The following is a 13,048-nucleotide window of genomic DNA, read 5'->3' on the forward strand; positions in this document are numbered from 1 at the left end:
TTTCTGGTGCGTACCGGGCTGAGAGGCGGTGTAAGTGAACTGTAGTTGCCATGTTTTACGGCAATGAGAGCAGAGATAGCGCTGATGTCCGGCAGTGCTTTTGCCGTTACGCACCACGCCTTCAGTAGCGGAGCAGGAAGGACATCTGATGGAAATGGAAGCCACGCAAGCACCTTAAAATCACCATCATACACTAAATCAGTAAGTTGGCAGCATTACCAGCGCAGCGTAATGCCTTCATTGGCGAGATCGCTTGCCATCACGGTATAAATAACAATACCGGGCAGGGTCGTGAGTGCCGAAATAAGGGTATAAGGCCAGAAGGCGATGGTGGTTAATCCGTAAGCGTAATTTTGAATATTGTAAGGAAACAACGGGATTAAGCGGGTCAGAATAAGAAAATCAATACCGTTACGCGCAATGCCTTTTTCAATGGCCTGGAAGGTATGGCTATGGCCCACGTATTTCAGCAGTAAATCACGTCCCAGCCACCGCGCCAGCAGGAATGAGCACGAGGAGGCCAGCGTGGCGGCAATTAATGAGAGTAGTGTCCCTAAGAGCGGGCCAAAAACTATTCCTCCAGCGATCACCAGTATGCTTCCTAGTAACAGAAAGAGGGTGGCAATGATGAATAACAGAATATAGAGGCTATAACCGAACAATCCGCTCTGGCGAATGAGTGTCTGTAAGTGGGGTAAATCGGTGAGCAGATCGAATAAACCGAAAGCGTGGATAGCGTAAATGACCAGCGCAAAAATAAGACAGGCGAAAAGAAATTTACGCTCAGCATTCATCGTGGAGTTTCCTATATCAAACTTGATAATAGAGAAGTGGTCAGACAACTAAAAACGCAGTGACGGTATAACAAAGGACGGCAGGCAACAAATCATTACTGACAGTTTGTTGATTTTTCTCAAGGTTAATTCTCCTGACCCAGTTTGAGCCAGGAGAGCTGCTAAATTAGCGGCGGAAGGTCGCCCAGACGGGGGCGTGATCGGACGGTTTTTCCATGCTGCGAATTTCATAGTCGATGCCGGTTTCTACGCAACATTCTGCCAGCGGTTGGCTGGCGAGCAGCAGGTCGATGCGCAGACCACGGTTATCGTCAAAACCTTTTGAGCGGTAATCAAACCATGAGAAACGATCTGCTGTTTGCGGATTAGCATGGCGGAAGGTATCGACCAACCCCCAGCTCATCAGCCTGTCCATCCATTCGCGCTCTTCCGGCAGAAAAGAGCATTTACCGGTACGCAGCCAGCGCTTACGGTTTTCTTCGCCAATGCCGATATCCAGATCTGTAGGGCTGATATTCATATCGCCCATAATCAGTACCGGATTATCACGTTTGAGTTCGGTTTCCAGGTAGTTTTGCAGATTCTGATAAAACTGCGCTTTTGCCGGGAATTTTATCGGATGGTCGCGGCTTTCACCCTGCGGGAAGTAACCGTTGATCACGGTGACATTACCCAGCAGTGAGGGGATTTCCGCCATAATAATCCGCCGCTGCGCCTCTTCGTCGTCACCGGGAAAGCCGCGACGCACGGCAATCGGCGTCTCTTTGGTCAGCAGCGCCACGCCATAATGGCCTTTCTGCCCGTGATAAAACACGTTGTAGCCGAGCTTCGCCACCTCTTCGAGCGGAAACATATCGTCATGAACTTTTGTCTCCTGCAGGCCAATCACATCCGGTTGGTGCTTTTCGACGATGGCTTCAAGCTGGTGAGGTCTGGCGCGCAGGCCGTTGATATTAAAAGAGACAAATTTCATAGTCGCTGCCATTTATTCAGATAAAGAGTGCGTGGATGGTAGCAGAATTTCGCGTTGCTTACCGCCTGTTGTTAAGTGATTTGATCGATGGTTGTTAATGATGTCAACGATGGCGCAAAAAATGCCCGCTTTTGGTGCGCGCTGCGTCAGAATGGCGCAGTAATTTCCAGTAAATTTCGTCAATGATCACAATTCCAGAATTATATTTTACTTCTGCATAACATTGCGTTTTTTATTCTTTTTATTCACCCACATCGCAAACGTATTCACTTTATATGCACTTTAAATGCATATGGTTTGGTTATAACTCCTTGATTTCCAGTTAGCCTCCGCCGTTTATGCACTTTTATCACTGGCTGGCACGAACCCTGCAATCTACATTTACAGCGCAAACATTACTTATTGTTAACATATAAATAACGAATTATTTACTGTAGAGGTCGCTATGTCTCAGCCAATTACGCGTGAAAACTTTGATGAATGGATGATACCTGTTTACGCTCCGGCACCCTTTATACCGGTACGTGGCGAAGGTTCGCGCTTGTGGGATCAGCAGGGGAAAGAGTATATCGACTTCGCGGGTGGCATTGCGGTGAACGCGCTGGGCCATGCGCATCCGGAACTGCGTGAAGCGCTGAACGAACAGGCGAGTAAGTTCTGGCATACCGGCAACGGTTACACCAACGAGCCGGTACTGCGACTGGCGAAAAAATTGATCGACGCCACGTTTGCCGATCGCGTCTTCTTTTGTAACTCCGGTGCGGAAGCCAACGAAGCGGCGCTAAAACTGGCGCGTAAATTCGCTCACGACCGCTACGGCAGCCATAAGAGCGGTATCATGGCGTTTAAAAATGCGTTTCATGGTCGCACGCTGTTTACTGTCAGTGCGGGTGGGCAGCCAGCCTATTCACAGGATTTTGCGCCACTGCCACCAGATATCCGTCATGCTGCATATAACGATATTAACTCTGCCAGCGCGCTGATTGACGACGCCACCTGTGCGGTGATTGTCGAACCCATCCAGGGGGAAGGCGGTGTGGTGCCAGCCAGCAACGCGTTTTTACAAGGTCTGCGTGAATTGTGTGACCGCCACAATGCGCTGTTGATTTTTGATGAAGTACAAACCGGCGTCGGGCGCACCGGGGAACTGTATGCCTATATGCACTACGGCGTGACACCTGATCTGTTAACTACCGCCAAAGCGCTGGGCGGCGATTTCCCGGTCGGTGCGTTGTTAACAACCGAAGAGTGCGCCAGCGTGATGACCGTTGGCACTCATGGCACCACCTATGGCGGCAATCCGCTGGCCTCGGCGGTGGCGGGCAAAGTGCTGGAGCTCATCAACACACCAGAGATGCTTAATGGCGTTAAACAGCGTCACGACTGGTTTGTTGAGCGTCTTAATACCATTAATCACCGCTACGGTTTGTTCAGTGAAGTTCGCGGCTTAGGTTTGTTGATTGGCTGTGTACTGAATGCCGATTACGCCGGACAAGCGAAACAGATCTCTCAGGAGGCGGCGAAAGCAGGCGTTATGGTACTGATTGCGGGTGGCAACGTGGTGCGTTTTGCGCCTGCGCTCAATGTCAGCGAAGAAGAGGTGACGACCGGACTGGATCGCTTTGCAGCTGCTTGCGAACATTTTGTTAGCCGAGGTTCATCATGATGGTCATCCGTCCCGTTGAGCGCTCAGATGTCTCGGCGCTGATGCAGCTTGCCAGCAAAACGGGCGGCGGCCTGACGTCGCTTCCCGCTAATGAAGCCACGCTTTCCGCGCGTATCGAAAGGGCAATCAAAACCTGGCAAGGCGAACTGCCCAAAAGCGAGCAGGGCTATGTGTTCGTGCTGGAAGATAGCGAGACAGGCACCGTGGCGGGGATTTGCGCCATTGAGGTGGCGGTTGGGCTGAACGATCCCTGGCACAACTATCGGGTCGGCACGTTGGTTCACGCCTCAAAAGAGCTGAATGTCTATAACGCATTGCCGACGCTGTTTCTTAGTAACGATCACACCGGCAGCAGCGAGCTGTGCACGCTGTTTCTCGACCCGGACTGGCGCAAAGAGGGCAACGGCTATTTGCTGTCGAAATCGCGCTTTATGTTTATGGCGGCTTTTCGCGACAAGTTTAATGACAAAGTGGTTGCTGAAATGCGCGGGGTGATTGACGAACACGGCTATTCACCGTTCTGGCAAAGCCTCGGTAAACGCTTCTTTTCGATGGATTTTAGCCGCGCCGATTTTCTCTGCGGCACCGGGCAAAAGGCATTTATTGCAGAACTGATGCCGAAACATCCGATCTATACCCACTTTTTATCCCAGGAAGCCCAGGACGTCATCGGTCAGGTACATCCGCAAACCGCGCCTGCCCGCGCGGTGCTGGAGAAAGAAGGTTTTCGTTACCGCAACTATATCGACATCTTCGACGGCGGGCCAACGCTTGAGTGTGACATCGACCGCGTGCGCGCCATCCGTAAAAGTCGGCTGGTGGAAGTGGCAGAAGGGCAGCCTGCGCAGGGCGATTTTCCGGCCTGCCTGGTCGCCAATGAAAATTATCACCATTTCCGCGTGGTGCTGGCGCGTACCGATCCGGCAACCGAGCGTTTGATTTTAACCGCCGCACAACTGGATGCCCTCAAATGCCACGCAGGGGATCGCGTTCGTCTGGTGCGCCTGTGCGCAGTGGAGAAAACAGCATGACTTTATGGATTAACGGTGACTGGATAACGGGCCAGGGCGCATCGCGTGTGAAGCGTAATCCGGTATCGGGCGAGGTGTTATGGCAAGGCAATGATGCCGATGCCGCTCAGGTCGAACAGGCTTGTCGGGCAGCCCGTGCGGCGTTTCCGCGCTGGGCGCGGCTCTCATTGGCTGAACGTCAGGTCGTTGTCGAACGCTTTGCCGGATTGCTGGAAAGCAATAAAGCCGAATTAACCGCGATTATTGCCAGAGAAACGGGTAAGCTGCGCTGGGAAGCGGCAACCGAAGTGACGGCGATGATCAATAAAATCGCGATATCAATTAAGGCGTATCACGTTCGTACCGGCGAGCAGCGTAGTGAAATGCCGGACGGTGCGGCGAGCCTGCGACATCGCCCGCACGGCGTGCTGGCGGTGTTTGGGCCGTATAATTTCCCTGGTCATTTGCCGAACGGACATATCGTTCCGGCATTGCTGGCAGGTAACACCATTATCTTTAAACCCAGCGAACTGACACCGTGGAGTGGCGAAGCGGTAATGCGTTTATGGCAGCAGGCTGGCTTGCCGCCGGGCGTGCTGAACCTGGTGCAGGGCGGGCGTGAAACGGGTCAGGCGCTGAGTGCGCTGGAGGATCTCGACGGTTTGCTGTTTACCGGTCGCGCCAATACCGGCTACCAGCTGCATCGCCAGCTCTCCGGTCAGCCGGAGAAAATTCTCGCCCTTGAGATGGGCGGTAATAATCCGCTAATTATCGATGAGGTGGCGGATATCGACGCGGCTGTCCATCTGACCATTCAGTCGGCGTTTGTCACAGCCGGGCAACGCTGCACCTGCGCCCGCCGTTTATTGCTCAAAAGCGGAGCGCAGGGCGATGCGTTTCTTGCTCGTCTGGTTGCCGTCAGCCAGCGATTAACGCCGGGCAACTGGGATGACGAACCGCAGCCGTTTATTGGCGGGCTGATTTCTGAACAGGCCGCACAGCAGGTGGTTACTGCCTGGCAGCAACTGGAAGCGATGGGCGGACGAACCCTGCTTGCGCCGCGCTTATTACAATTAGAGACATCGTTGCTGACGCCGGGGATCATTGAAATGACAGGCGTTGCTGGCGTACCAGATGAAGAGGTGTTCGGACCGTTATTGCGCGTCTGGCGTTATGATTCTTTCGAGGAAGCGATTCTAATGGCGAATAACACTCGCTTCGGACTCTCTTGCGGTCTGGTTTCCCCCGAACGGGAAAAATTCGATCAACTGTTGCTGGAGGCGCGGGCGGGGATTGTTAACTGGAACAAACCGCTTACTGGTGCTGCCAGTACCGCGCCATTCGGCGGCATTGGTGCATCCGGTAACCATCGCCCCAGCGCCTGGTATGCCGCAGATTACTGCGCATGGCCTATGGCGAGCCTGGAGTCGGACTCGTTAACTTTGCCCGCAACGCTTAACCCCGGGCTGGATTTTTCCGATGAGGTGGTGCGATGAACGCCTGGGAAGTTAATTTCGACGGGCTGGTAGGGCTGACGCATCATTACGCTGGCCTGTCGTTTGGTAATGAAGCCTCTACCCGTCACCGTTTTCAGGTGTCTAACCCGCGACTGGCGGCGAAACAGGGCTTACTGAAAATGAAAACCCTTGCCGATGCAGGATTCCCCCAGGCCGTGATCCCGCCGCACGAGCGTCCGTTTATTCCGGTGCTGCGTCAGTTGGGATTCAGTGGTAGCGATGAGCAGGTACTGGAAAAAGTTGCACGCCAGGCACCGCACTGGCTTTCCAGCGTCAGCTCCGCTTCGCCAATGTGGGTAGCCAATGCGGCAACGATCGCGCCATCTGCCGATACGCTGGATGGCAAAGTGCATCTCACCGTTGCCAACCTGAACAATAAATTTCACCGTTCGCTGGAAGCGCCCGTCACTGAATCGCTGTTAAAAGCTATTTTTAACGACGAAGAGAAATTTAGCGTCCATTCGGCGTTGCCGCAGGTAGCGTTGCTCGGTGATGAGGGGGCGGCAAACCACAATCGTCTCGGCGGTCATTACGGTGAGCCGGGTATGCAACTTTTTGTCTACGGGCGAGAAGAAGGCAATGATACCCGGCCTTCCCGTTATCCGGCGCGACAGACTCGCGAAGCCAGCGAGGCGGTGGCAAGGCTTAATCAGGTGAATCCCCAACAGGTGATTTTCGCCCAGCAAAACCCGGACGTTATCGACCAGGGTGTTTTTCATAATGACGTGATTGCCGTAAGTAACCGCCAGGTGCTGTTTTGCCACCAACAGGCGTTCGCTCGCCAGTCACAGTTACTGGCAAACCTGCGGGCGCGGGTGAACGGTTTTATGGCGATAGAAGTTCCGGCAACTCAGGTTTCCGTGTCGGATGCGGTGTCTACCTATCTGTTTAACAGCCAACTGTTGAGCCGCGATGATGGTTCCATGATGTTGGTGCTGCCTCAGGAGTGTCGGGAACACGCCGGAGTATGGGGTTATCTCAATGAACTCCTTGCCGCTGACAACCCGATTAGCGAACTAAAAGTCTTTGACTTACGTGAAAGCATGGCGAATGGCGGCGGCCCGGCGTGCCTGCGGTTGCGGGTGGTATTGACAGAAGAAGAACGCCGGGCGGTGAATCCGGCGGTGATGATGAACGATACCTTGTTTAATGCGCTCAATGACTGGGTGGATCGTTACTACCGCGATCGTCTTACTGCTGCCGATCTGGCCGACCCGCAATTGCTGCGCGAAGGGCGGGAAGCACTGGATGTATTGAGCCAATTACTGAATCTCGGTTCGGTTTATCCGTTCCAGCGCGAGGGAGGGGGCAATGGATAATTTTCTTGCTCTGACCTTAACGGGTAAAAAACCGGTTATCACCGAGCGAGAAATCAACGGCGTTCGCTGGCGCTGGCTGGGCGATGGTGTGCTGGAACTGACGCCATTAACGCCACCGCAAGGCGCGCTGGTGATTTCTGCGGGGATCCACGGTAATGAGACGGCACCTGTGGAAATGCTGGACGCGTTGCTTGGCGCGATATCTCACGGCGAGATCCCGTTACGTTGGCGGTTGCTGGTGATCCTCGGGAATCCTCCTGCGCTGAAGCAAGGGAAACGTTATTGCCATAGCGATATGAATCGAATGTTTGGCGGTCGTTGGCAGCTATTTGCTGAAAGCGGAGAAACCTGTCGGGCGCGCGAACTGGAACAGTGCCTGGAAGATTTTTATGACCAGGGCAAAGAATCTGTGCGCTGGCACCTTGATCTACATACCGCAATTCGTGGCTCCTTGCATCCGCAGTTCGGTGTATTACCGCAACGCGACATTCCCTGGGACGAGAAATTTCTGACGTGGCTGGGTGCGGCGGGGCTGGAGGCGCTGGTGTTCCATCAGGAACCTGGTGGTACGTTTACCCATTTCAGCGCCAGACATTTTGGCGCGCTGGCCTGTACGCTGGAACTTGGCAAAGCGTTGCCCTTTGGGCAAAACGATCTTCGCCAGTTTGCAGTAACTGCCAGCGCAATTGCTGCGCTGCTATCTGGTGAGAGTGTCGGTATCGTGAGAACACCGCCGCTCCGTTATCGGGTGGTTTCGCAAATTACTCGCCACTCGCCGTCCTTCGAAATGCATATGGCAAGTGACACGCTGAATTTTATGCCGTTTGAGAAAGGAACATTGCTGGCGCAGGACGGAGAGGAACGTTTTACCGTAACCCATGATGTAGAGTATGTGTTATTCCCTAATCCGTTGGTAGCGTTGGGATTACGCGCGGGATTAATGCTCGAAAAAATAAGCTAATACTTACCCGCAGAAATCATTCTGCGGGTATTAAGTTGCTTTCTTATAAATTAATACAGATTAATCCTGGTTATTTGCTTTATTTATCACCAGTCATCCAGTATAGTTCTTCATAATCTCTGCAAAATCATTGTGTTGTAATATTCTCTCATCACTCTCCATCAAATTTTCTTTTTTTCTCCATAATTGGCGCAAAAGTGTTTTTTACACTTTCATTGTTTTACCGTTGCTCTGATTAATTGACGCTAAAGTCAGTAAAGTTAATCTTGTCAACACGGCACGCTACTTAAGAAAGCCGTAATAAATAACTGAAAGGAAGGATATAGAATATGCGTAAATTAACTGCACTGTTTGTTGCCTCTACCCTGGCTCTTGGCGCGGCTAACCTGGCCCATGCCGCAGCACCGGCTGACGCGAAGCCGATGATGCACCACAAAGGCAAGTTCGGTCCGCATCAGGACATGATGTTCAAAGACCTGAACCTGACCGACGCGCAGAAACAGCAGATCCGCGAAATCATGAAAGGCCAGCGTGACCAGATGAAACGTCCGCCGCTGGAAGAACGCCGCGCAATGCATGACATCATTGTCAGCGATACCTTCGATAAAGCAAAAGCTGAAGCGCAGATCGCAAAAATGGAAGAACAGCGCAAAGCTAACATGCTGGCGCACATGGAAACCCAGAACAAAATTTACAACATCCTGACGCCGGAACAGAAAAAGCAATTTAATGCTAATTTTGAGAAGCGTCTGACAGAACGTCCAGCGGCAAAAGGTAAAATGCCTGCAACTGCTGAATAATCTTTCAGCCAAAAAACTTAAGACCGCCGGTCTTGTCCACTACCTTGCAGTAATGCGGTGGACAGGATCGGCGGTTTTCTTTTCTCTTCTCAAACAGTTGTAAAAAAAGCCTGATCACCACTAACGTAAATCACCCGAGTTGCCGATAACCATCCACGGTTACCTGAACGATAACAATGAAAAGAACGGGCCGGGAGCGAGTATGGAATACTTTGATATGCGTAAAATGTCGGTGAATCTGTGGCGAAATGCTGCCGGTGAAACGCGCGAAATTTGCACTTTCCCACCGGCAAAACGTGATTTTTACTGGCGTGCCAGCATTGCATCCATCGCGGCGAATGGGGAGTTTTCTTTGTTTCCCGGCATGGAAAGGATAGTGACGTTGCTGGAAGGCGGCGAGATGCTCCTTGAAAGCGCAGACCGCTTTAACCATACCTTAAAACCGTTACAGCCTTTTGCCTTTGCAGCGGACCAGGTGGTAAAAGCGAAACTGACGGAAGGGCAGATGTCGATGGATTTCAACATCATGACACGCCTGGATGTCTGTAAGGCGAAAGTCAGAATTGCCGAACGTACGTTTACTACCTTTGGCTCACGCGGCGGGGTGGTGTTTGTGATTAACGGGGCGTGGCAACTGGGCGATAAATTGCTCACTACCGACCAGGGCGCGTGCTGGTTCGATGGCAGGCACACCCTGCGGCTTTTACAACCGCAAGGTAAACTGTTGTTCAGTGAAATCAACTGGCTCGCTGGTCATTCGCCGGATCAAGTTCAGTAATTTCATAGTTACCGGAAAGCAGCGGCTTACAAAGAATTTTATAACCGTCGTGATCAAACCCGGCGGGTGTCCGAATTAACGTTGTCGCGTCTTCCAGCGAATTAACCGCCCCCAGCCACAGCCAGTTTTGAATAATATGATATTGAGTCATTTCCGGGTGCTGTTCTTTCAGCGCCACCGCCCCTTGCCAAGGCCAACACACCACCCGCAAACGCTCCAGAGACTGGCGCAAGCGTAGCGCATGTTCCTCATGGCTCTCTTTACCGCAGCATGCTCCGGCGCAACGTTTTAGCGCTGAACGAAAACATGCACGACCGCGACTTAACGGTTCCAGTCCCAGCAGGCCATAACAAAGTTTTTGTTCATCAGCGATGGTCTGCAATGCTTGCAAAGCTGCGCGCCTATTGGCAAACAGGCCAAACAGGTTGGGGGCTCGTGAAAAATCCACCTCTTTGGCATACACCACATCGACGCGCTTTTCATTTAATTGCAGGGCACAGAGCTGACGATTGCGGCGCAACCGTTTATTAAACAGCGGCTGTTGTTCTTTGATTAATCGCGCTTCAAGGAGCAGAGCGCCGATTTCACCGGCGGTACATATCCAGCTGATCCGTCGGGATTGCCGTAGCATGGCGGCTTCATCCGGGGTACGTAAATGAGAAAGGACGCGGCTGCGGATGTTAACGCTTTTGCCGATATAGAGCAGCATGGTGTCACTTTCACCATGAAACAGATACACCCCTGGTCGGGTGGGTAAGTCATTAAGGAATGAACGTAAATGTTCGGGATATTCATAAATTGCCGCAGCTTCAAATTCGAGCCGCGGAGAAGTTAAACGCCGTACCACTGTTGACTCCGAATGCTGGTTATCTATCCAGTGTAACAGGCGGGAAGCGATTAAAAAAGAGGCGGGTCGATGACAAAGGTTACACCGTCTGACGTGCTACGCCTGTCAGGCCTATTCGACTCCTGCAATGTATTGAATTTGCATAGTTTTATAGGTCGAATAAGGCGTTCACGCCGCATCCGGCGTGAACAAATTACTCTTTTTCGCACAATCCAATATGTGCAAATTATTACTTTTTCCAGAAATCATCGAAAACGGTAATTGGCGGACGGCGTTTATGTTCGGTTTTCAGATACCAGTTCTCTATTGTTCTGGCGACCTGTTGAGGTACGTTTTTCCCTTCCAGATAGTCGTCGATATTGTCATAGGTCACGCCGAGTGCCACTTCATCTGGCAGAGAAGGGCGATCATCTTCCAGATCGGCCGTTGGCGCTTTCTTATAAAGGTGTTCCGGGCAAGCTAATGCCGCCAGTAACTGTTTACCCTGACGTTTGTTGAGACGATACAGCGGATTAATGTCCGTACCGCCGTCACCATATTTAGTGAAGAATCCGGTAATAGCTTCTGCTGCATGATCGGTGCCCACCACGACACCGCTGGTCATACCCGCAATGCTATATTGTGCTTTCATCCGCTCACGCGCTTTTTCATTGCCACGGACAAAATCGCTCAGTTCAATGCCCGCTTCGCGCAGCGCCTGTTCGCTGGCCAATACCGCGCCCTTGATATTAACGGTTAATACGCGATCCGGTTGAATAAAGGCAATGGCATCCTGGCAATCTTGTTCGTCGGCCTGAACACCATAGGGCAGGCGTACGGCAATAAATTGCAGTGATTCGTTGCCGGTCTCCTGGCGCAGCTCATTAATCGCCATCTGGCACAGCTTACCGGCAAGCGTGGAGTCCTGACCGCCGCTGATCCCGAGCACCAGTGATTTAATGAACGGATAAGTTTGCAGGTAGCTTTTCAGAAAATCGACACTACGACGAATTTCCTCTTCAGCATTAATCTGCGGTTTTGCGCCCAGCGCCTTTATTATTTGTTGTTGCAATGTCATTGAACCCCTCCAGACAGAAAAGACAAAACTTCCTTAAAGCTAACCCGTCGCTACTGAAACGACAAGCGACAGCGGGTTGAATGGTGGATAAAACGTCATACAGGAATCCTCTGAAAGCGGAGCCGTTTCGTTCACGGGCTTGAAAAAGCGCCCAATGTATTCCAGGCTTATCTAACACGCTGATAAACAAGAGGACGGAATATGAACAAGAATATGGCAGGAATTCTGAGTGCAGCGGCGGTATTAACCATGCTGGCGGGTTGTACGGCTTATGATCGTACCAAAGACCAGTTTGTACAGCCTGTGGTGAAAGACGTCAAAAAAGGCATGAGCCGGGCGCAGGTTGCACAAATTGCGGGTAAACCTTCGTCTGAAGTGAGCATGATCCATGCTCGTGGTACTTGCCAGACCTACATCCTGGGTCAACGTGATGGTAAAGCAGAAACCTACTTTGTCGCGTTAGATGATACCGGACATGTCATCAACTCCGGTTATCAGACCTGTGCTGAATACGACACTGATCCACAGGCTGCGAAGTAATCACTTCGTTTGAAAGCTTGAGTAACAACGGAAACCGGCCATTGCGCCGTTTTTTGGCCTGAGTTCTTAATTATCTTCGCGAATTATTTGCCCGAAATGTGAAGAGGGTCATAACCGCAGGTCAAGGAGAGACAATTTATAAGGTCAAAGAAATACTATTGCTCAGGTCTATACCGTATACTCCTTTCAGCCACAAAAAAAGTCATGTTGGTTTCGCAAGTTACCCAGAGCATGGAAGCAGGTTAAGGCTTGCGGAGTGTCTGGCTGACAGATAATCGTCGATGAGGGCAGTTTTATGGAAAAGAAACACATTTATCTGTTTTGTTCTGCGGGCATGTCTACCTCTTTACTGGTATCAAAAATGCGCGCACAGGCAGAAAAATATGAAGTTCCGGTCATTATTGAAGCATTTCCGGAAACACTGGCTGGTGAAAAAGGTCAGAATGCCGATGTCGTGTTATTAGGGCCGCAGATTGCTTATATGTTGCCCGAAATCCAGCGTTTGTTACCCAACAAACCGGTTGAAGTAATTGACTCGCTGCTTTATGGCAAAGTCGATGGTTTAGGCGTGCTTAAGGCTGCGGTTGCAGCGATTAAAAAAGCCGCAGCAAATTAATTTATTTTGGTAATGACTCCAACTTACTGATAGTGTTTTATGTTCAGATAATGCCCGATGACCTTGTCATGCAGCTCCACCGATTTTGAGAACGACAGTGACTTCCGTCCCAGCCTTGCCAGATGTTGTCTCAGATTCAGATTATGTCGCTCAATGCGCTGAGTGTAACG

14 protein-coding genes and 1 pseudogene are annotated in these 13,048 nt (G+C 51.4%); 9 read left to right on the forward strand and 6 right to left on the reverse strand.

The window, feature by feature from the left end; genetic code table 11:
• From BHE85_RS02440 to xthA, 3 genes and pseudogenes are all read right to left on the reverse strand, one after another.
• Window positions 1-165: IS1 family transposase (locus tag BHE85_RS02440; RefSeq protein WP_047664789.1), on the reverse strand; the 165-nt coding region annotated here is incomplete at its 3' end.
• 53 nt (window positions 166-218) lie between these two features.
• Window positions 219-794, reverse strand: a pseudogene (locus tag BHE85_RS02445) (TVP38/TMEM64 family protein); the annotation flags it as partial.
• Between the two features lie 166 nt (window positions 795-960).
• Window positions 961-1,767 carry an exodeoxyribonuclease III gene (xthA, locus tag BHE85_RS02450; RefSeq protein WP_000673918.1) on the reverse strand — a complete coding sequence of 269 codons (807 nt, stop codon included), beginning with the start codon at window positions 1,765-1,767 and terminating at the stop codon, window positions 961-963.
• A gap of 445 nt (window positions 1,768-2,212) precedes the next feature.
• Here xthA and astC point away from each other — a divergent pair, with 445 nt between their 5' ends.
• From astC to ves, 7 genes are all read left to right on the forward strand, one after another.
• Window positions 2,213-3,433 carry a succinylornithine/acetylornithine transaminase gene (gene astC, locus BHE85_RS02455; RefSeq protein WP_000081975.1) on the forward strand — a complete coding sequence of 407 codons (1,221 nt, stop codon included), beginning with the start codon at window positions 2,213-2,215 and terminating at the stop codon, window positions 3,431-3,433.
• Window positions 3,430-4,464 (forward strand): arginine N-succinyltransferase, encoded by a 1,035-nt coding sequence (gene astA, locus BHE85_RS02460; protein WP_000989402.1) that lies wholly within the window; start codon window positions 3,430-3,432, stop codon window positions 4,462-4,464. Before astC ends, astA begins: the two co-directional genes overlap by 4 nt.
• Window positions 4,461-5,939, forward strand: a complete 1,479-nt coding sequence (gene astD, locus BHE85_RS02465; RefSeq protein WP_000177214.1) for a succinylglutamate-semialdehyde dehydrogenase — start codon at window positions 4,461-4,463, stop codon at window positions 5,937-5,939. The genes astA and astD overlap by 4 nt, the downstream gene beginning before the upstream one ends.
• Complete coding sequence (gene astB / locus BHE85_RS02470; protein WP_000994988.1) at window positions 5,936-7,279, forward strand: N-succinylarginine dihydrolase; 1,344 nt, start codon at window positions 5,936-5,938, stop codon at window positions 7,277-7,279. The genes astD and astB overlap by 4 nt, the downstream gene beginning before the upstream one ends.
• Window positions 7,272-8,240 (forward strand): succinylglutamate desuccinylase, encoded by a 969-nt coding sequence (gene astE, locus BHE85_RS02475; protein ID WP_000368506.1) that lies wholly within the window; start codon window positions 7,272-7,274, stop codon window positions 8,238-8,240. The genes astB and astE overlap by 8 nt, the downstream gene beginning before the upstream one ends.
• Window positions 8,241-8,569: 329 nt before the next feature.
• Entirely contained in the window at window positions 8,570-9,040 is a 471-nt protein-coding gene (gene spy, locus BHE85_RS02480; RefSeq protein ID WP_001228966.1) for an ATP-independent periplasmic protein-refolding chaperone Spy, read from the forward strand.
• A gap of 202 nt (window positions 9,041-9,242) precedes the next feature.
• Entirely contained in the window at window positions 9,243-9,818 is a 576-nt protein-coding gene (ves, locus tag BHE85_RS02485; RefSeq protein ID WP_004983350.1) for an environmental stress-induced protein Ves, read from the forward strand.
• Here the strand turns inward: ves and cho are convergent.
• Together cho and nadE are read right to left on the reverse strand one after the other, a co-directional pair.
• Window positions 9,778-10,665, reverse strand: coding sequence for an excinuclease Cho (gene cho / locus BHE85_RS02490; protein WP_039064109.1), 888 nt, complete (start codon window positions 10,663-10,665; stop codon window positions 9,778-9,780). The genes ves and cho overlap by 41 nt on opposite strands.
• Before the next feature lie 229 nt (window positions 10,666-10,894).
• Window positions 10,895-11,722 (reverse strand): ammonia-dependent NAD(+) synthetase, encoded by an 828-nt coding sequence (nadE, locus tag BHE85_RS02495; protein ID WP_000175034.1) that lies wholly within the window; start codon window positions 11,720-11,722, stop codon window positions 10,895-10,897.
• 201 nt (window positions 11,723-11,923) lie between these two features.
• Between nadE and osmE the strand changes: the two genes are divergently transcribed.
• Together osmE and chbB are read left to right on the forward strand one after the other, a co-directional pair.
• Entirely contained in the window at window positions 11,924-12,262 is a 339-nt protein-coding gene (gene osmE, locus BHE85_RS02500) for an osmotically-inducible lipoprotein OsmE (protein ID WP_001039044.1), read from the forward strand.
• Between the two features lie 295 nt (window positions 12,263-12,557).
• On the forward strand, window positions 12,558-12,878 hold the full coding sequence (gene chbB / locus BHE85_RS02510; RefSeq protein ID WP_000412169.1) for a PTS N,N'-diacetylchitobiose transporter subunit IIB: 321 nt from the start codon (window positions 12,558-12,560) through the stop codon (window positions 12,876-12,878).
• A gap of 23 nt (window positions 12,879-12,901) precedes the next feature.
• Here chbB and BHE85_RS02515 read toward each other — a convergent pair.
• A partial coding sequence (locus BHE85_RS02515; protein WP_001437028.1) for an IS1 family transposase occupies window positions 12,902-13,048 on the reverse strand: 147 nt, incomplete at its 5' end.

Source organism: Shigella sp. FC1567 (genome assembly GCF_001743015.1).
Classification (GTDB): Bacteria; Pseudomonadota; Gammaproteobacteria; order Enterobacterales; family Enterobacteriaceae; genus Escherichia; species Escherichia coli.

What these genes read in the sequence shown, in the direction of transcription:
- chbB (WP_000412169.1), top strand. Translation starts at nt 12,558, where the DNA reads ATGGAAAAGAAACACATTTATCTGTTTTGTTCTGCGGGCATGTCTACC.
- astD (WP_000177214.1), top strand. Translation starts at nt 4,461, where the DNA reads ATGACTTTATGGATTAACGGTGACTGGATAACGGGCCAGGGCGCATCG.
- astA (WP_000989402.1), top strand. Translation starts at nt 3,430, where the DNA reads ATGATGGTCATCCGTCCCGTTGAGCGCTCAGATGTCTCGGCGCTGATG.
- ves (WP_004983350.1), top strand. Translation starts at nt 9,243, where the DNA reads ATGGAATACTTTGATATGCGTAAAATGTCGGTGAATCTGTGGCGAAAT.
- astE (WP_000368506.1), top strand. Translation starts at nt 7,272, where the DNA reads ATGGATAATTTTCTTGCTCTGACCTTAACGGGTAAAAAACCGGTTATC.
- spy (WP_001228966.1), top strand. Translation starts at nt 8,570, where the DNA reads ATGCGTAAATTAACTGCACTGTTTGTTGCCTCTACCCTGGCTCTTGGC.
- astC (WP_000081975.1), top strand. Translation starts at nt 2,213, where the DNA reads ATGTCTCAGCCAATTACGCGTGAAAACTTTGATGAATGGATGATACCT.
- nadE (WP_000175034.1), bottom strand. Translation starts at nt 11,722, where the DNA reads ATGACATTGCAACAACAAATAATAAAGGCGCTGGGCGCAAAACCGCAG.
- xthA (WP_000673918.1), bottom strand. Translation starts at nt 1,767, where the DNA reads ATGAAATTTGTCTCTTTTAATATCAACGGCCTGCGCGCCAGACCTCAC.
- astB (WP_000994988.1), top strand. Translation starts at nt 5,936, where the DNA reads ATGAACGCCTGGGAAGTTAATTTCGACGGGCTGGTAGGGCTGACGCAT.
- osmE (WP_001039044.1), top strand. Translation starts at nt 11,924, where the DNA reads ATGAACAAGAATATGGCAGGAATTCTGAGTGCAGCGGCGGTATTAACC.